A 20203-nucleotide genomic window follows, 5' to 3' on the forward strand; every position below is an offset into this window, starting at 1 on the left:
AAAGAGCCTGCCATATCACCCGAAAGTGATAGTACAGACTCCTATTTATATATCTGTTTTCTTGATCAGAGGGATTTCTTGATCTTCATACTTGTAAACACATGATCAAACCACGCTTGCCAGTGTTCCGCAGGTTCTGTCATCACATAATCCGCTTTAGATAAAGAAGGGTCTCTTTCATAGCCCTTGCCACCCACGAGGAATTTAGCCCCTGGACATACCTTTCTTAGCCGCTCTATAAGTTCCTCACTAAAGGGTATCAAATCTTTATCCGTAATCGACAGACAAATCAAGCCTACCCGACTTTGTTGTTCCAGCATCGAGATGATCCCTTCCTCAGGCGTGTTTGCTCCTAAGTAGATAACCTCCATTCCGTTTTTGCGCAAAAACAAGGCGAATAACAACAGCCCGACTTGATGATGCTCTCCTGCAGGGCAGAAAGCCAGCACTTTCGGCAAATGGGAGTAAACGGGGAATACGTGGAATATTTGATAGAACCGGTTGGAGATCATATGCGTGGTGTAATGTTCTTGCGCTACCGTTGCTATGCCAGCTTCCCAGGCATCGCCTACTTGTATCAAGATTGGCACAAGTACCTGATGGAACATTGCTTCATAACCATAAAGAGATAAACCAAAATCAATTAAGGCATTAGCTCGCTCTCCCTGAAAGTCATGTAGTGCATTGTATATTTGTTCTTTCATTTTCTCAAAAGCATCCTGAGTATTTCCGCTTGCGACTGAAAGTCTATCATCCAGTTGTTTTTCTTTACGAGCCTTCAGCATTCGAACAGCATGCGATATGCTTACCCCTTGTTGCTCGGTCTGTTCCTTCAGCCAGCGCAGATCCTCGACATTCTCATGGCTATACAGTCTGTACCCGGATTCGGTACGTTCAGGTGTAACCGCCTGGTACCGATTCTCCCAAGCTCTGAGCGTCACGGAAGGAATATCCAGCATTTCAACAACCTGTTTGATGGAATACATGATAGAACTCACTCACTTTCCCTAATGCAACTGCCCAAATTCGCAATCATAAACATTATACAAATCTTTCACACTCATTATACATAAGCCAATGTGTTATGTCATTAGACGTTATGATACGGAAACTGCTTCATTTCTCTCCACTAGGTGTTAATAGGTTGGTAACACACCGGAGCATAGCAACCCTAAGGAAGTGCTCTGCAATAATTTCAGGAGGAACTTCCGATGACATCAGATCGTGAACAACCCGTTCAGCCGCAAACGATTCAAAATATAACCCATGCTTTAGATCAAAAAAAACGCACCTCTTCACGACGCCGCAAACGAGTGATATGGACTTGCGTCATTCTAATTCTCTGGTTAATCGGCGTAATGATATATCAGACACATAAACCTCTTCCCGCAGGGATTTCCTATGAAAGTCCCATATACAAAGTGAATAATGTATCCTTCTGGCATGATCTAACTTATCCAGACGGGACGGACACAGGTAAGCAGGAGAGTGAAATTCTTCCGAGAATTCTACAGATCGTCGAGGAGTCAAGGGAGTTCTTAGTCATTGACCTGTTTCTGTTCAATGATTATACCCATAAGGATCAGTCATTTCCTCCAGTCAGTCGAATGCTGACTGATAAGTTAATCTCACAAAAGCAAACCTATCCAGAAATGGAGATTGTCTTCATCACCGATGAGGTCAATACTAACTACAACTCAGCGCCCAATCATCTTCTAGAAGAAATGAAGGCCGTAGGGATTCGAGTCATCATGACCGATGTTAATGCGCTGCGAGATTCTACACCTGCATATTCAGCCTTCTGGCGCACCTTCATCCAATGGTTCGGACAATCCGGTAAAGGCTTTATCCCTAATCTTATGGCCAGTGGTGGACCGGATATTACCGCTCGATCTTATCTGAAGCTGCTCAATGTAAAGGCGAACCATCGTAAAGTGATTGTTAGTGAGAACACCGCACTAATTTCCTCTGGAAATGTTCACGATGCCAGCGCCTACCACTCCAATTTTGCTCTGGAGGTACAGGGTCCAATTATTGCTGATATTCTCCAGACCGAGCAGGCAGCAGCCAATCTTTCAGATGCAGGGCCATTGCTACTTCATAAGCCCAATTTCACCCAAGAAAAAAACCTACCCTCAGCGGAAGCTCTAGAAGTTCGCTATTTAACTGAAGGAAAGGTATACAAATATGCGCTGCAAGGCATTAGGTCCGCCCGGAAGGGGGATACCGTATGGATGGGGATGTTCTATCTTGCTGACGATGCCATTCTGGATGCGTTGGTAGAGGCTACATCACGCGGGGCTAAGGTAAACCTAATCCTGGATCCAAATCAGAACGCCTTCGGGCGTGATAAAATCGGGATCCCCAACCGTCCGGTTGCCATGGATCTGAACAAACGCACGAACGGTGAAATTTCTATTCGTTGGTACAATACAACCAAAGAGCAATATCATCCGAAGCTGCTCTTTATTGCCAAACAAACCGAGAGCTCCATCGTTCTTGGCGGTTCTACCAATTTCACCACACGCAATCTAGATGACTACAATCTGGAGAATGATCTGTGGATTTCTATGAAGCGGGATCAGCCGCTGTTCACAGAAATGGAAGCCTACTTCAATCGATTGTGGAATAACGAGGGGCATGCATTCACTTTGCCTTTTGAAGCCTATCAGAGCGATGTGACCTGGTTCAAGTACATCCTGTTCCGGCTGCAGACTAACCTGGGCTTTACTACCTTTTAAGCGAAAAAAATAAAAAAACCACCGTTGAGAAGGCAACACTCTCTGCGGTGGTTTAGCTTGTAATGAAGTTATAGCAGGGGGGACATTAATCTGGCGGCAGATTCCAGTATACGTACCACCATGCGTTTATTCATAAAGGTCTCATGCACAATCTGAGTGGTAGACAGTAAATCCCGTTCAAAATCAGCAACGATTCGTGTAACACTCTCTGCCTGAAGCAGTAATGCGTTAACCTCAAAGTTAAGATGGAAGCTCCGCATGTCCATATTTGCCGTACCAATAGTCGCTATTTCACCATCCACGATTAAAAGCTTAGAGTGTATAAAGCCCTTTTCGTATTCATAAATCTTCACTCCAGCCTCCAGCAATGCCGGGAAATAGGAGTGCGAAGCCAGAAACGGAATCCATTTATCCGGCTTAGCAGGGAATAACAAGCGAACATCTAGACCGGATATGGCTGCTACACGGATCGCAGTTAGGATATCCTCGTCCGGAATGAAATAAGGGCTGGCAATCCATACTGATTTCTCAGCAGAAGTGATCATGGAGAAGAATATATTTTTGAGTGCACGGCGCTCATTGTCCGGTCCACTCGCAATAATCTGTACTGCTCCGTCCCCTGTCATGAAGTGTAGCTGTGGCGTGAGATAATCCTGCTCCAGTATTTTTTCACCCGTAGTATGCATCCAATCTTGCAAGAAAATGATTTGCATCGTCCGTACCGCTTCGCCTCTAATCAACATATGGGTGTCGCGCCAGAATCCATAAGTTTTGCTGCGGCTTAAGTATTCATCCCCCACATTGAGTCCACCCATGAACCCGACATCGCCATCGATGACGACAATTTTTCGGTGATTCCGGTAATTCACCCGGCTAGAGAAAAAGGAGGTGGAATTACCATATGAAGCCACCTGTACCCCAGCATCAACCATCTCTTTCAAAAAGGCTCTGGAAAGCTGAAAGCTACCTACTGCATCATACATGAATCGAACTGACACACCCGCGCGTGCCTTCGCGATCAAAATCTGTTGAATACGCGTTCCAATATGATCCGCACGGAAGATGTAATACTCCATATGTATATGGTGTTTAGCTTGTCGCAACTCTAACAGTAATGTCCCAAACGTCTCTTCACCATTGGTGAGTATACGCGTCTCTGAAGCAAAGGAAATCGGAGTGCGCGCTAAGGTCTTGGATAATAGCAGTAGTTTTTGGCGCGAGGGATCAAAGACCGACCAATCTTGATGCGTGCGTAAGGCGTCATTCTCAATCCGCTCATAGGCCATAAGATCTCGTTGTGCTTTTTTATCATATTTACGGCGTTTAAACACGTTCTGTCCGAATAAAAAATAGAAGACTAGACCTAGCACCGGTATCAACGCAAGCAAAAGAATCCAAGACATTGTGGTAGAAGGATTACGGTTCTCCATAAAAATAGCCAAACTAATCGAAATGACGGTCAGTGTGGAGAAAATACTAATAATCGTTCCAGCAGTACTCCCAAAAATACCAAAACCAAAATAATAAAATGCTATGAAAGCCCCAATAATAATTATAGATTGAAGTCCTCTTCTCATATTGTACCTACCTTCTTATTCATACAAGCAACACCAAAATGACACATTTATATATTACATGAAGAACCTATATCTTCCTAGACAATTACTGTGTAAAAATCTATTTACAACAAAACTGTAACCCTTCTGATCTGAAATTTGTAATGACAGGATGGATCGAATATAATTATTTTGACCAATTAGTCAATTATAGAACTGGGTAGTCAGAAAGGAGGTTATCCCCCCAATGAGCGATAAAACTGTGGACAAACAAGAGCAGATAATTAAGATCGCCATGCAGTTATTCGCTGTAAAAGGCTCCTCATCCACGTCCATGCAAGAGATCGCCGAATTATGCGGAATTTCGAAGGGAAGCTTGTATCTAGTATTCAAATCAAAAGAAGAACTGGAACGAAGTATTTTTCTCTACTGTTACCGAATGATTCGTGATCCCTTATTGCGTGAAGAACAAGAAACCCAAAGAACACCGCGTGAGAAGCTTAGGAATCAAATAGAAATTCTACTGAGCCATGTATACGAATTACGGGAGTTCTTACAGCGTCAAATTCAGGAAGTTGCCGGAAAAGGATTTGATACTGATGTACCGGAATGGCTACGTAGAAACAATGCCTCCTTCTTGCGCTGGCTTCAGGTGAAGATGGAGACCCTTTATGGAAAAGACATCGTTCCCTATACCGGAGATTTATGTATTGTAGGTCATGGACTAATCAAGTCATATATTGCGGTTATTTTTCGTCAGGATACCCATTTGTCCCTTGCCGTTATGGCTGATCATCTAATGAATCTACTAGATATTATTGTAGCTGGTCTTCTTACAAGTAAGCAGGCGCCTCTCATCAACTCTACTATTCTAGCAAGCTGGATGGAGGAGAATGAGGAGAGTAAGCGCAAGAATCCACTTCAGATCATTAAGGACATGAAGACTGTGGTCAGTAAATTAGATAGTATAGAACCCGAAGAGTCAGCCGATTTGCTGGAATCACTCAACATTCTAGAAGGCGAAGTTCTCTTACCACACCCACGCAAAGCAATCATACAGGGGATGTTGTCCAACCTCCAATCCTGCTCAGAGCTCACTACACCATTGGAAGAATTGAGGAAGCTGGTTACCTCTTTTTCAAATCATTCATGCGTATTTCGTTAATTGCTCTATAAAGAGTTCGTGAGAGAGAAGAACATGGATAGCGAGTATTATAAATTTTCAAAATGGCGCCTATTTCGTAAAGAAAAGGCCCGAGAGGAGCAGAAACGAAACTTATGAAAAGCTTAATTAATTTCTCGCTCAGGAACAAATTTGCCATTTGGCTTCTGACGATAATCATTGTATTTGCCGGTTTATATAGCGGACTGACAATGAAGCAAGAAACCTTACCTAATATTAGTATACCCTATCTTAGCGTAACAACCATTTATCCGGGTGCTGCACCAGAAGGTGTCGTAAATGATGTCAGCAAACCCTTGGAGCAAAAGCTACGCAATGTGGATGGTGTAAAAACGATCACCTCTACTTCTCTGGAGAATGCCTCCAGTATCCAAATCGAGTTCGATTATGGTACGAATCTGGATAATGCGACAGCAGCAGTTCGCGAATCGCTAAATGAAGTCTCACTGCCAGACAATGCGCAGAAGCCTTCCATTTCTCGCTTTAGCCTTAGCTCAATGCCTGTCGTTTCCCTCAGTCTATCCAATGGGGATTCAGAGGATCTCGAGGAACTAACCCGTATTGCCGAGAACGACATTCGCCCTGCCCTTGAGGATGTTGAGGGTGTCGCTTCTATACAAATCTCTGGACAATATGTTAAAGAGGTTTCGCTTAAGTTCAATCAAGACAAGCTGAGCCAATATGGATTAACCGAAGATACAGTTAAAGGTATTATTCAAGGCTCTTCCCTCCGTGTTCCACTAGGACTGTTCGAGATGGACAAAGCCCAAAAGGCAGTAGTAATAGATGGCAACATCACTACTGTTGATGATCTTAAAAATGTGGCCATTCCAGTGATGCCAACTGGGGCTGCCGGTGCTGCTGGTGCTGGTTCTCCTGGAGCTGAGGCTGCTGGGGCTGCCGGAGCAGGTGCCGGAAGTGCTGCTGGTGCAGGCGCTGTAGGCGGAGCTGCAAATATGGGACTGCCAACTGTGAAGCTGGGAGAGCTTGCCACGATTGAGGTTGTTGGGAATTCTGAATCTATCTCCCGTACGAATGGTAAAGAATCGATCGGTATCCAGATTGTCAAAGCCAATGATGCCAACACTGTTGATGTCGTAAATGGCGTTAAGGACAAAACTGAAGAATTAAAAGCACAATATAAAGGCATCGATCTAACAGTTCTGCTTGACCAAGGTAAGCCGATTGAGGACTCCGTAAATACAATGTTGTCCAAGGCAGTATTTGGTGCACTTTTCGCAGTAATCATCATTTTGGTCTTCCTGCGGAATATCCGTTCGACGATCATTTCTATCATCTCAATTCCATTATCACTACTGATCGCAGTGTTATGTCTGCGTCAAATGGATATCACGCTTAATATGATGACCCTTGGAGCGATGACCGTTGCTATCGGGCGGGTAGTCGATGACTCGATTGTCGTCATAGAGAACATATACCGGCGGCTCTCCTTATCTGGTGAGAAGCTAAAAGGTCGGGAATTAATCAGTGCAGCGACCCGTGAAATGTTCGTACCCATCATGTCCTCAACGATTGTAACCATCGCGGTGTTCTTACCGCTTGCTCTCGTAAGTGGTATGGTTGGCGAGCTGTTCTTGCCTTTCGCTTTAACCATGGTCTTCGCCCTGCTCGCTTCATTGGTGGTTGCGATTACCCTAGTGCCTGCAATGGCTCACTCCTTGTTCCGCAATGGGTTAAAAGGCAAGAAAACGCACAGTGAGAAACCAGACAGACTGTCTGCCGGTTATCAAAAAATTCTGAACTGGTGTCTTTCTCATAAGCTCGTTACGTTCGGAGTCGCAGTTCTCCTCCTTGCGGGCAGCTTGTTCCTGATCAAGCCTATCGGCGTTAGCTTTATGCCTTCTCAAGAGGATAAAACGGTAATGTTAACCTACTCACCGAAGGCTGGACAAAGAACTGAAGAAGTTCAAGAGCAAGGCCTGAAAGCTGAGAAATATATTTTAGCGCAGCAGCATGTGGATAAAATGCAATATTCCATCGGTGGCGGCGGCCCAATGGGTATGGGCGGATCCAGCAACTCAGGACTCTTTTTCATCGTTTATGATAGCGATACTCCTGATTTCGAAAACGTAAAAGAGAAGTTGATCGAAGGCTTAGCCGCAGAAGTTCCAGATGGTGTATGGGGCGATATGTCCGCCATGATGAGCGGAGGTATGGGTGGAAGCACGTTAACCGTAAATATATTCGGAGATGAACTAGATCAAATTAAGCCGGTAGCGGATGACATCGCCAAGATCGTACAAGCTGACACCTCTAATTTCAAAGATGGAGAAACAAGCCTCAAAGAAGCTTACGATCAATATACGATTGTAGCGGATCAAGAAAAGCTTAGCTCCCTTGGACTTACAGCGGGACAAATTGCGATGAAGCTAGCTCCTGCCGGCACACGTCCAGTACTCACAGAAGTAGAAATGGACGGCAAGAACTACAAAGTCTATATCGAAACTGATAAAGAAACGTATAAGAGTATTAAAGAAATGGAAGAGGCTACATTGACTTCACCACTAGGCATTTCCGTGCCAATCGGGCAAGTCGCTAAAATTGAAAACGGCTCTTCCCCTGACTCGATTACTCGGATGGACGGTAAAATGAAGGTAGATGTCACTGCTGAGATTATTTCTAGTGACGTCAATAGTGCTTCAAATATCGTGAAGGAAAAAGTAGATGCTATGGAATTACCTGATGGCGTAACGGTTAGCTTCGGTGGTGTAACTGAGCAGATCAATGATACGTTTGGTCAATTAGGTATTGCTATGGCAGCTGCTATTGCCATCGTATACTTCGTGCTTGTGGTTACATTTGGCGGTGGATTAGCTCCATTTGCTATCCTGTTCTCACTTCCTTTCACCATCATCGGGGTACTCGTAGCCCTTCTGATTGCTGGGGAAACCTTAAACGTCTCCTCCCTCATGGGTGCGCTGATGTTGATTGGTATCGTAGTTACAAATGCGATTGTCCTCATCGACCGCGTTATTCATAAGGAAAAAGAAGGAATGACCACACGTCAAGCCTTGCTTGAAGCAGGCGGTACACGTTTACGTCCAATCTTGATGACTGCACTTGCAACAATTGGTGCATTGCTGCCACTGGTTACAGGACTCGAAAACAGTGCGGGGATCATCTCCAAAGGACTAGGCGTTACTGTTATCGGCGGTTTGATCAGCTCCACGCTGCTGACACTTGTAGTAGTGCCAGTCGTGTATGAATTCCTGATGAAATTCCGCAGTAAAAAGGTAATTGACTAGAACACTTGATGCATATCAAGTAAACATGCTAAATGAAGAAGCTGTCTCCAAAGTAGTGAATACTACTTATGGGGCAGCTTCTTTTTTATGGAATGGGCAAAGTAACGGGCGCTACTTATCCATTATTTTTTTGGGTTGTGTAATGGGGCTTTTATACGGTGGCGGCGAGTGATTCGCAATAGGCTACTATGTAACGGACAATGGTTCTAAAAATAATTAGGGAAAAGCTCCCTAAAAAAAGCCGATAATCACTCAAAATTAATGAAATTAGGGAATTTCTCCCTGAAAATCAGCTAATTCGCCTGATTTATTGCCCAGTCAGGTGAATTATAGGGATTTTTTCCCTAATTACATGTCTTGTGAGCATTAACCCCAGACTTTTAGGGAGAAATTCCCTAATTATTATTCTAGAGCTTCACTCGGATCGGAATTTGAGACTTCACTCAGATCATCATTTACCTACTTCACTTGGATCACCGCTTTGTTCACCATTCGACGCTTCATTTTCCAGCATAATTCACACCTCTTCAGCACGAAAAACCCGGCCTAATTTATAGGCCGGGCTCTGTATTATAGTGTTCTTATACCATTGCTGTTGCACTGCTCTCCAGCGAAGCTCTCCAGGAACGCAGCATTTGCAAATCAAGGGGTAGAAACTCAACGAGCATATGGGAAAGTCCCAAATACAACGTACTATCCGTTGCCGCATTTAATTTCTCACAGAACTGTGGAGTCCATTGCAGTAAATGATCCTCCAAAAAGGCTACCTGAATATCAAGTAGATCCATAGCACTTCTAATTGAGAAGCTATTGTACAACATCCGCTCATGCATTACTGCCATAAATTCCAGCTCAATAGCAATATGATCATCAGCCTCACCATTACATTTGTTAAATACGATTCCCGCGGAAGTATACACATCAGCAAGCACGTTGCAGAAATCTTCAGAACGCCCTAGAATAGCAGCTTCACGTAATTTAAAAGAGCTTACTGTTTGTTCATGCATAAGCCGTTTATACTCTTGGCTCTCTTTCTCGCATATATAAGGTAGCTTATTCGGTTCCTGACTCAAATATCGTTTCAGTTCCCGTCCACCTTCCGTCATCTCTGCTGCAACACTCATCTTGCGATTGCGGCTCCACTGAGCCACAAGCGAGAGTGATGGTTTTCTACCCAAAAAATCCACTAAAAGCTGATATATTAATCCCCGACTTTCCAACCAATGGCTAAATGCCTCCGGCACGGCGAGCGATGGAACAGTTTGCATAGTCATTTTGCAAATCCTCCTCAATGGGTTTCCCGGTCACGCATCGTCACATTACGATATGCATTTTCCGGTATCCTTTCTGTTTTCGCAAAAGTGAACGTAAAAGTAATCCGCACCTAGATTATATCGGATATTTAAAACGCTTTCCGTGAGCATTCTATGACTAATCACTTCATTTGTCGTACTTTTGTCACATTTTCGCAAGTCTATTTCGGCTTCGTTATTTTATTTAGTTTGTCCATTATTATGCAAAAAAATCATATGCCGACTTCTTCAAAAAGGGAGTGCTCGACCCATCCAACACTTTGCTCATTGACGTACCTCCGAGCGATCTTTAAAATTCTAAACAAGTATAAACGCCTTCGCCTCCTCTTAAGGAGAGAAGCACTCAAAACACCAACAAATGAAGGGAGCAACGCCATGGAGCCGCTGACGGACCCTTTTGGACGTTTACACGATTACATCCGCATTTCGGTTACCGACCGCTGCAACCTGCGTTGCATTTATTGTATGCCAGCGGAAGGGATGGAATTCCAGCCGCAGGACGAGATTCTAAGCTATGAGGAAATCACCGCAATTGTGGAATCGCTAGCCCCCCTTGGATTGCGTAAGGTACGGCTAACAGGAGGAGAACCTCTTGTACGCAAAGACCTGGAGAAGCTAGTGACTATGATATCCGCCATTCCGGGGATTGACGATATTTCACTGACTACGAACGGATTAATGCTTCCAGCGAAAGCAGCGCTGCTAAAAGAAGCCGGGCTGTCACGAGTGAATATCAGTCTGGACTCTTTACGGCAAGATCGCTTCTCTATGATTACACGCGGCGGTGAAGTCTCCAAGGTACTAAAGGGAATCGAGGCAGCACAAGCTGCTGGACTGGAGCCAATCAAGCTTAACGTTGTATTAATGAAGGGGATTAATGATGACGAGATCAAAGACTTCATCTCCCTTACGTTGAACAGTCCACTAAATGTACGCTTTATTGAATATATGCCCATCGGAAGTGCTACTGATTCTTGGCGCCAATCCTATCTGCCGCTGGAAACGGTTATAGAAGCTTGTACTGCGGCCGGCTGGGAGACCGAGGAGGCAGAGATGCCATCTGGTAATGGCCCTTCCCAGAATCGGCGGGTTATTGGAGCGCAAGGAACGTTCGGTCTAATCCATCCAGTAAGCGATCACTTTTGCGATAACTGCAATCGTCTAAGACTAACTGCAGATGGCCATATCAAAGCTTGTCTATATTGGGAAGATGAGTACAATGTCCGCCCCCTAATAAGCGATCCCGCAGCAGTGCAGGCCTTATTCCGCAAAGCTCTGGGTAACAAGCCACATAACCACGAAATGGCATTAGCCTTGGAGAAAAAAGCACAAAGCCACACGCCGACGGCTCGGCGTATGTCTCAAATTGGAGGCTAGTCCGTCTCATTAAAAACGCCGCTTTCCCCAAGTCATCTGGGAAAAGCGGCGTTTCATTTAGAGATTAAAGGATAGCCTTCGCCATCCACTATTATAGATATAGAGCCTCGAGCAGCTTGTAAAGCGTCGTTGCTGCCTCCGCTCTTGTAGCATTATTCTCAGGTCGGAACGTATGATCCTCAAATCCACCCAAAATACCAGCTTCAACACCTGCTTGCACAGATGACTGTGCCCATTGTGGAATGGAAGCAAGATCCACAAAGTTCCCCTCATTATCCGTTTGCTTATGGGCATTGACCTTCAAAGCATTAGCGAGCATAACTGACATTTCAGCACGTGTAATCTTCTCAGAAGGCTCGAAGAACTTTTTACCGTTTACATCATATCCACGAAGGATTCCGGCATCTACCGCCGCTGCTACATCACCTGCAGCCCAAGCTGGAATCGCACTTTGATCCTCGAATTTCACTGTGCTGCCTGTAGTTTGCAAACCAAGCGCCCTTACAATCATAGAAGCGAACTGCGCCCGGGTAACATCCTCATTCGGGCGGAAGGTATGATCCTCGTACCCTTTCATGATGCCCATGCCAATTAGACGGTCTGTAAATTCTGTGGACCAATGATTATTCAAATCAGTAGGCGACGGGGCCTTATAATTAAACACAGCATATTTGGCAAATTGATTTACACTTGTAGTTATAGTCCCATCCGATTGGATGCTTCCACCTACATATACCCACTTATTAAGCTGTTCATTGTAATAGTAAATAGCTGCTTTATGCCCTGGTGTAATCTGACCCGCATCGTAATTCAGAGATAGTTCTACGGGTTTATTAAGCATTCCAATCTTGTCGCTAGTAAGCTCTAATGCTGCACTCACAGCCTGAAGATCACCCATCACTGGTGTCTCACCGGTGGCAACAACCGTAAAGACAATTTCACTGTCTGCAGACAATGCTCCAGCCGGAATTGTAAAGCTGCCCATGTCTTTAAGTGTGCCCGTTCCTCCCTGCTGTGCTTTTACATCCAATTCCACATACGGAGTTGTAGAAGGCTGCTCTGTAGGAGATGGCGTTGGCGTAGGGACTGAAGTTGCAACTGGGCCGCTGCCCCCTCCGTTATTATCTCCCCCTCCACTGCTGTTGCCCGCATTTACAACTACGGTGCGTACAACCTCAGCAGCCGCATTACCAGCCAAATCTGTGGCATTGTACTTCAGTGTATAGGTTCCTGGAGTCTGAACATCCACTGTTCCTGTCACCAGGATAGAGCCTGCAACCCCAACCTTGTCAGTAACGTCTGCGCCCAGGTCCTTGAAGTCATCGCCTTGAGTCAGACTAAGATTGCTCTCCCCCTTCAAGGTAATCACAGGTGCAGTCCGATCGATATTCACAGTAATCGGCAATGTTGTCTTATTTTCTAAAGAATCTGTTGCCTCAAATTGCAGTTGATGTTGCCCTTCTTCCGAAATCTCAACTACTTTCCCGCTTTCATAGGGTAGGAAATCTCCGTTCACATCATTCGCTAATTGAATAGATACATCTGACCCAGGAATATATACGCTGGCATATACACTTACGGAAACACTCTGATTCGTCCAGCTACCGCTTAAATACGTTTGTCCGTTCTCAGTCTTTAATGTGCTATGAAGCGCCAATGGAGTAATGCTATCATCTCCGCTAAGCGTTACTTCAAAAGCCTTCGTTTCCGTAGCCAATCCCCGCTGGATCGTAGCTGTTAAGGTTAACTTCGTATCCTTTTTAGGTTGGTAGATGAGTTTACCTTCATTCGTCATCAGAACCGGATTAGAGCTGTTCCAAAGAATACTTGTTCCGTGTTTGCCTTCGGTAGGCAACGTTAGATCAGAAGTTACTGCGCTTGTGTCTCCTAGATCTAACTCAGTCATAGTATCGTTAACGGCCTGCTGATCGCTGTACGACTCCACATCAACAAAAATCGGATTGGAATAAAACCACATATCACTATAATTACGGGCATTGATTTCTTCGAAACGAGTCAGGTTATCGACAGTATTATTTTTAGGATCAATCTGCGGTTCGCCGTTTACGGTTTCTCCAGCAACGTCAGTTCCAAGATTAGTTCCTCTTAAACGGAAATAACGATCCTTGTCCGCTGCCCCTACCTGATACTTAATAACATTGTAGCCTTCGGCATCTGTAGTCCAGTCCTCGCTTGTGAAACGTTTCAGTACTTTTGTTGTATCGTTAGTTGCTTTGGTGTACTCAGGCGACCCAGGATCAACCTTGCCGTTGACTTCACCGGAGATCAAATCTACATGGTCCACTTTAACGGCATCGCCATTGTTATTTTGCTGTGGACTTTTGAAACGGATCGTAAGCTCTAGGTCGTCGCCTTGTTTTACGTCCAGTTCGCCGCCCATTTCTTCCTCTTGCCCATCTCCTGATACATTAAACTCTAAGGCGTTGATGAGATCTCCAAAGACAGAGAAGGATTTCCCTGACCGCATCCCGTCTACGACAGCATTAATATCGGAGCCATCCACCCAGGTGTAGTTTTTGGAATACTCACCAGGCCAGTAACCGCTAGAGAATTGATCATTTTTTGTTTTGAAATGAAAATCTGAGTTAGCAAAATTCCAGAACCTGCGGCCCTCACCAAGCAGAGCATCCCACATTCCTCCAAGCTGAGCAACCTTGACATCTGTACCCCCGTAAGTCTCAGGCGTCTCTCCTCGATCACTCGACATCTGATTGCCCAGCATACCTTCAAAGCCGAAGACAAGATTTGGATCGACATTATTAAAGTCCCGGATATCCTCTATTTTAAGCTCCGAGCTTGTTCCATTTTTTCTGGAGGGATGATTGATCAGTACATAACTATCTGGATAATGACTGCTTAGCCATTTCATAGCTGTGCGTGTATCTTCTTTTGTAGAAAAAGATCTAGTATCCGCCGCACTCCACTCAGCCACATCTGCCGGATCGAACATACTTACATCCCGATTAGTAAATAAATATTCAAATTGATTAATAGCCTTCAAAGCTTCTGCGGACCCTGGTTGATCTGTAACAATGCCAACCGCTGCATGATCATATTGAGGCATATCCCACTCAAAGCCGGAAAAAATGATTTTCCCAGCGTATTTGCCTTCTGCCTGTAATTTCTTAATTTTCTCATTTTGATAATCCACAATGCCTTGAGACATCGGAATAGAACCGCCAGGGATATTCACCCCTTCGTCATCCCGGTCAGATACCCGAAGATGGTCAGCCAGTGCCATCCAGTCAAAACCATTTTGTTCAAATGCAGCATCTAGCACACTTTTCAAAGATTCCTGAGCATCATTCGATTCATAAGTATGTGCATGGTATTCACCTGTCATCCATTTCCCTGAATGTTCTGAAGTTGTAGCTGTGAAATCAGGCGTTGATTCACCTGAAGCACTGTAAACTGTCTGTAATGAAAAGTTGGGTGCTAACAATAATACGGCAAGCGAACTGGTCAGAAAAACGCGAATTTTGCTCTTCTTCAAAATATTTAATCCTCCGATGACTTTTTGATTTTCGTAGATTCTATATTTAGAATAGTAGAAAATTGTAAAGCCATGTCGGATTTTGTTGCATGTTTATGTAAATATTCATTTTTATATTAACATTACCGATTTATTTTACTTGCATTGGCAAGCTCACTATAAACGCTGTTCCTTCACCGGGTCGGCTAGCTACGGTTACTTTACCTTTATGCAGCTCAACGATTTTCTTAACCAGTGATAGGCCTAGACCACTGCCACCCCCGCTCGCGGTTCTAGCTTTGTCTGCCTTATAGAAGCGATCAAAGATGCGAGGTAAATCTTCGTCAGAGATGCCAATCCCGCTATCTTGAATCTCCACCTCTATGCGCTCATCTACTGATCGAAGCTTGATATGAATACATCCATTCTGGGGAGTGAATTTAATGCTGTTATGAAGAAGATTGGTCCAGACCTGAGTCATCAAATCTTTTACCGCAGTTACATTCAATTCTTCCAATTCAGCCTCTACCTCTATATTTTTCTCCAGCCACTGTGGTTCAGAAGCCAGAATCGTATCTCTAAGCTGCTTATCCAGACGGTAAGCCTGATTTTCAAACGGAAAGTTGCCCGATTCAAGCGCGGACAGCTTCAATAAATTATCACTGAGCCCAGATACGCGGGTACTCTCAGCCACGATAATATTAAGGTAGTGCCTCCTACTCTCCACACTCAGAGTCTCATCCTGCAGCGCAAGAGCAAACCCCCGAATCGAGGTTAGTGGAGATTGAATTTCATGCGATACATTGGAGATAAAATCCTGGCGCATGGTCTCCATCTGGCTCAGTTCACTGGCCATGACGTTGATACTCTCTACAATCTCACCGAATTCACCATAATCCTTAGTATTATCCAGTACTACATTGAAATCACCTTTAGCAATACGCCCCAAGCCTTCGATGATCGATTTATAAAAAACACGTTCCCAGCCCCGGAATAACTTGGAGGATACCAATGCCATCATGAACAAGATTACAATACCGGCCATCACGCTGATTAATTGGACTACATACTCCGAAGAGGGACGCCCAACCCTGCTATATATCCAGTTCATCAGGAAATAAGCTGCACTCCAGCTAATCGCAACGCCTCCGAAATAAACTAAAATCATCCCGATTCGCTTAACAATTTCTTTAAATCGATTCATGCCTCAGCCTCCAACCGATAGCCTAACCCCCGAATGGTACGAATAACGAACCCATAGTTATCCTGATTAAATCTTTCACGCAAACGATTGATATGCACATCTAGTGTTCGTTCATTCCCCTCAAAATCATAACCCCAAATCTCTTCGATCAGTCTGTCTCTAGTCAATGTCTGACCTGGATAGCTGCCTAGCTTAAACAACAGCTCAAATTCCTTAAGCGGCAAAGTGATTTCTCCGTACTCTGAGGAGACCTCATACGTTTTACGGTTCATTCGCAACCGACCAACGGTCACTCTTTGTGCAGCAGAAATTTGATAACGCTTGAGCAGCGCCTTTACTCGTGCAATAAGCACCACTGGCTCAAAAGGCTTAACGAGATAGTCATCACTACCCAGCTCAAAACCTTTTACAATTTGTGAGGTTTCCCCTTTAGCCGTCAGCATTAAAATCGGAAAATCATAGTTCTGGCGCATCCGCCGGCATAGCTCCCAGCCGTCCAAATTGGGCATCATCACATCAATAATAGCTAAATCTATATTATTGCTTTCCAGTATCTGAAGAGCCTCCAGTCCATCGGAAGCTCCATAGATCTCATCCATTCCCTCAGCTCTCAGAAATACTTCTACCAATTCGCGGATGTGCGGATCGTCGTCCGCTACTAGTATTTTTGTCATGTGTCACTGGAGCCTCCTCTTCCTCTTCCTCTTCTGTGTCCTTAATCTCAATGGTATTCATTTGTAGCTGTTGAGTGGCAAATTCCCGGTATAGCTCATGATTGTCCAGTAACTCTTCATGTCTTCCCATTCCGGTAATCTGACCCTTTTCCATAAAAATAATCTGATCTGCATTTACAACCGTAGCCAAACGGTGGGCAATAACAACCGTGGTACGACCCTTCATTAAATTGGACAGCGCCTTCTGCACTACCGCTTCTGATTGACTATCGAGACTGGAGGTCGCTTCATCAAGCATAAGAATCTTCGGATTCCGCAGCAATGCTCTGGCAATGGCAATCCGTTGCCGTTGTCCACCAGACAGCTTCACGCCTCTTTCGCCGACATCCGTATTATATCCTTCAGGAAGGGCATCAATAAATCCATCTGCATAAGCCATGGCTGCTGCTGTGCGCATCTCCTCACTGCTAACGTCCCGATCCAATCCGTAGGTTAAATTCTCAGCAATCGTACCGGCTAACAGTGGGCTTTCTTGTGAGACGTACCCGATCAGCTTCCGCCACGAGCGCAGTGAGAAGGTCGACACTGGCATGTCGCCAAGCTTAATCTGACCTGACTGAGGTTTATAAAAACGTTCGAGCAACGAGAACAACGTGGTCTTACCGCCCCCGCTCGGACCAACAATAGCCGTCACCTGACCCGGAAGCATACGGAAGCTTACATCGGTCAACACATTCTCACCTTTTTTATATCCAAAGCTTAGACCCTCTACCGAGATTGGACCTTCAGCACCGGTTGCCTCTTCCTGTCCCTCGTATACTTCCTCTTCTGCTGCCAAGGTTTCAATAATACGCTCTGAGGCACCCTTAGCCTTCTGAATCTGTGTGAAGAACGTAGTCAATTGAGTAAGTGGCATAATTATCTGAATAAGATAAAGAATAAAGGCGACTAGTTCACCAGCGGTAAGGACACCGGAAGATACCTGCATTCCACCGTAGCCGATAATGACGACGAGCAACATCATAAACACAAAGGAAACTAGCGGACTGATCATGGCGCTAATCTTACCTTCACGAATACCAAAGGAAAGCAGATTCATAATTCCGGTTTTGCCTGCTTCGTACTCTTTCTTCTCTGCACCCGAGGATTTCACCAGACGGATCTCTGACAATACACCACTTAATGTAGCGGTAAACGAGGCTGTCTCGTCTTGCATCCCCTTGGAGATTTTATACATCTGCCGTCCAAGCGGCACTAGAATCAGCGCAGAAAGCGGAAGCACTGTAAAGAGAACCAGCGTCATTTTCCAATTGAGAAATAATAACACTGAAATAGAGCCCACAATAGAGATCACTCCGGTAAATAAACTAGCTAAATGTTCAGAAATCAGTGTTTTGATGATCCCTGTGTCATTCGTCATGCGGCTGACGCTTTCTCCCGTTCGATTGTCGTTGTAGTAAGCCACAGGCAGAACTAAAAACTTACGCCACAGGCGATCCCGCAGACCTGCAACCATCTTCTGACCCACATAATTAAGCAGATAGATGGAGATCCCTCCCGCAATGGTCTGCGCGATAAACGCGGCTGCTATACCCGCAATCTGAAGCTTACTAACGGAGGCTAGTGAGAAGCCATCCACTAAATTCTTAGTGAACATCGGAATTACCAGACTGACTAATGTCGATATCATGCTTAGTGCAATGGCTATAGCCAATAAGCCGTATGAAGGCTTGGTTTCTCTTAGTAGCATCAAGAACGGCTTCAGCGCCATCTTGCGCTTGGATTCGGATTTCTTCATAACAATAACTCCCCTTTTCTTGGTACCTCTACGAGAAAAGCATAGTAATATCTTTCTCGTCTTTCAATTATCCTATCTGCAAATTGTAAACTGAAGTTAAACCCGCCGATCAGCCATTTTGCGTCTTCTTCACCTTTTGTACCACGTTTTATGCGTTTTTTGTCGCTTATCGTCTCAAACCTAAATAAACACCAAAATAATGTAAAAAAGTAAAAAAGGGTGTTTGTATCCCTTTTCAACACGTGTTACAGTGATAGAAGGGCCTACTATTGGTCATTCTACTCCATGCAAGATATTTAGTGAGAAAGGAGTGAACCATTTGCGAAAAGGCGCTATTCCATCTTCTATCACGTCTTTAAAATGGTTCAATTTTTTTGTATATGGAACCATGGTCCTCTTCACCAGCTTCTTTCAACTATACTTGCTGGATGTAGGGATGAACAAATTAGAGATTGGTGTCTTATTCTCTATGGGAGCGCTGGTATCCATATTTGCAAATCCATTCTGGGCGTTCTTAACAGACCGTTCTCAGAATATACGGCGTATCGTTTTGCTTATGTTATTCGGAACGCTAGTGGTCTCACAGTTTATGTTTCGAGCAAATACATATGAGATGATCTACAACGCCATTATTTTATTTTATTTCTTCCAAGGGCCATTATTTGCTCAAAGCAACTCGATGATTCTTAGCTATATTGAGGGAACTAATCAGCGCTTCCGTTCTTTCCGGCTTTGGGGCTCAATAGGGTGGGCACTGATTGCGATTGTCGCCGGTTTTATCCTTGATTGGGCTGGCGTATCCATCTTGACCTATCTGCTTACAGCGTTACTAGGTGCATCAATTCTATCCGTTCTTGTATTACCCAAAATTAACCATACTATTATGAGAGCTCCGATGCCGTTTAAAGGCCTAAGTAAAGTGATTTTCAATCCCTTTTTCCTGTTGTTTTTGTTATTTGGCATTCTGGTTTCCATACCAAACACGATGAACACCACATTCATCTCTTTGTATATTACGGATCTGGGCGGTTCTAAAAAAATGATTGGTCTTGCCGTGTTTCTCTCCTCCATTTTGGAGATAGGCGTATTCGTTCTCTGTGACCGATTCCTAAAACGAAAAATTTCTGTTCTGCTCGGCTGGCTTGCATTGGTCAGTGGTTTGTTCGTTCTGCGTTGGTGGTTTATGGCTGATGCGACCACTGCCATTCAAGTAGTGTTTATTCAGATTTTGCACTGCATAACGTTCGGCGGCTTCTTCTATGTAGGGACCCAATTGACGATGCTCCTGATTCCACGGCCTTATCGCTCTTCCGGACAAGCGCTCTACACCCTAAGCTGGAGTGGGATATCCGGTTTCATTGGAGGCATTCTCGGAGGTTGGATGTATCAATATCTGGGTGCGCAGAGCATGTATCAGACGGGTGTATTCTTGACGCTGTTTGGAACGCTCGGTTTTGGCTTTATGTGGCTCTTTGTTAGTCGTGGAGGTTATCGTCCCCCTACAGAGGAAGAAGAAGAGCTATCCGAGATTGAAATTTTATAGACACGAAAATAAAAAAGAGGCTCAGGCGTACCCGCACGGGACGCTTGAGCCTCTT

At 44.6% G+C, this 20203-nt stretch carries 13 protein-coding genes; 6 read left to right on the plus strand and 7 right to left on the minus strand.

Translation table 11 applies throughout. The features are described from left to right. Positions 1 to 65: 65 nt before the first annotated feature. Positions 66 to 986 (minus strand): MerR family transcriptional regulator, encoded by a 921-nt coding sequence (locus tag R50345_RS28150; RefSeq protein WP_042131394.1) that lies wholly within the window; start codon positions 984 to 986, stop codon positions 66 to 68. A 225-nt stretch (positions 987 to 1211) separates the two neighbouring features. Between R50345_RS28150 and R50345_RS28155 the strand changes: the two genes are divergently transcribed. Further along, positions 1212 to 2741 carry a phospholipase D family protein gene (locus tag R50345_RS28155; RefSeq protein ID WP_042131395.1) on the plus strand — a complete coding sequence of 510 codons (1530 nt, stop codon included), beginning with the start codon at positions 1212 to 1214 and terminating at the stop codon, positions 2739 to 2741. Between the two features lie 68 nt (positions 2742 to 2809). On the opposite strand, the gene cls is transcribed toward R50345_RS28155, so the two are convergent. Continuing rightward, positions 2810 to 4318, minus strand: coding sequence for a cardiolipin synthase (gene cls, locus R50345_RS28160; RefSeq protein ID WP_042131396.1), 1509 nt, complete (start codon positions 4316 to 4318; stop codon positions 2810 to 2812). Positions 4319 to 4544: 226 nt separating this feature from the next. On the opposite strand from cls, the gene R50345_RS28165 reads away from it, so the two are divergent. From R50345_RS28165 to R50345_RS31515, 3 genes are all read left to right on the plus strand, one after another. Next, a complete protein-coding gene (locus tag R50345_RS28165) occupies positions 4545 to 5462 on the plus strand; it encodes a TetR/AcrR family transcriptional regulator (RefSeq protein WP_042131397.1) in 918 nt (305 codons plus the stop codon). A 113-nt stretch (positions 5463 to 5575) separates the two neighbouring features. After that, complete coding sequence (locus R50345_RS28170) at positions 5576 to 8746, plus strand: efflux RND transporter permease subunit (protein ID WP_042131398.1); 3171 nt, start codon at positions 5576 to 5578, stop codon at positions 8744 to 8746. A gap of 25 nt (positions 8747 to 8771) precedes the next feature. Continuing rightward, positions 8772 to 8918 carry a hypothetical protein gene (locus tag R50345_RS31515; RefSeq protein ID WP_156114885.1) on the plus strand — a complete coding sequence of 49 codons (147 nt, stop codon included), beginning with the start codon at positions 8772 to 8774 and terminating at the stop codon, positions 8916 to 8918. 409 nt (positions 8919 to 9327) lie between these two features. On the opposite strand, the gene R50345_RS28175 is transcribed toward R50345_RS31515, so the two are convergent. Next, positions 9328 to 10020 carry a TorD/DmsD family molecular chaperone gene (locus R50345_RS28175; RefSeq protein ID WP_042131399.1) on the minus strand — a complete coding sequence of 231 codons (693 nt, stop codon included), beginning with the start codon at positions 10018 to 10020 and terminating at the stop codon, positions 9328 to 9330. Between the two features lie 414 nt (positions 10021 to 10434). On the opposite strand from R50345_RS28175, the gene moaA reads away from it, so the two are divergent. Beyond that, positions 10435 to 11436, plus strand: coding sequence for a GTP 3',8-cyclase MoaA (moaA, locus tag R50345_RS28180; protein ID WP_042131400.1), 1002 nt, complete (start codon positions 10435 to 10437; stop codon positions 11434 to 11436). A gap of 91 nt (positions 11437 to 11527) precedes the next feature. Here moaA and R50345_RS28185 read toward each other — a convergent pair whose 3' ends face one another. The 4 genes from R50345_RS28185 to R50345_RS28200 all read right to left on the minus strand — a co-directional run bounded on the left by R50345_RS28185 (position 11528) and on the right by R50345_RS28200 (position 18605). Next, on the minus strand, positions 11528 to 14950 hold the full coding sequence (locus tag R50345_RS28185; protein WP_156114886.1) for an S-layer homology domain-containing protein: 3423 nt from the start codon (positions 14948 to 14950) through the stop codon (positions 11528 to 11530). A 130-nt stretch (positions 14951 to 15080) separates the two neighbouring features. Then, positions 15081 to 16133, minus strand: coding sequence for a HAMP domain-containing sensor histidine kinase (locus R50345_RS28190; RefSeq protein ID WP_042131401.1), 1053 nt, complete (start codon positions 16131 to 16133; stop codon positions 15081 to 15083). Next, positions 16130 to 16807 carry a response regulator transcription factor gene (locus R50345_RS28195; protein ID WP_042131402.1) on the minus strand — a complete coding sequence of 226 codons (678 nt, stop codon included), beginning with the start codon at positions 16805 to 16807 and terminating at the stop codon, positions 16130 to 16132. Before R50345_RS28195 ends, R50345_RS28190 begins: the two co-directional genes overlap by 4 nt. Further along, on the minus strand, positions 16737 to 18605 hold the full coding sequence (locus R50345_RS28200) for an ABC transporter ATP-binding protein (protein WP_042131403.1): 1869 nt from the start codon (positions 18603 to 18605) through the stop codon (positions 16737 to 16739). The genes R50345_RS28195 and R50345_RS28200 overlap by 71 nt, the downstream gene beginning before the upstream one ends. A gap of 310 nt (positions 18606 to 18915) precedes the next feature. Here R50345_RS28200 and R50345_RS28205 point away from each other — a divergent pair, with 310 nt between their 5' ends. Beyond that, a complete protein-coding gene (locus tag R50345_RS28205; RefSeq protein WP_331281346.1) occupies positions 18916 to 20148 on the plus strand; it encodes an MFS transporter in 1233 nt (410 codons plus the stop codon). Positions 20149 to 20203 lie beyond the last annotated feature (55 nt).

The sequence above is a fragment of the Paenibacillus sp. FSL R5-0345 genome, from assembly GCF_000758585.1.
Classification (GTDB): Bacteria; Bacillota; Bacilli; order Paenibacillales; family Paenibacillaceae; genus Paenibacillus_AQ.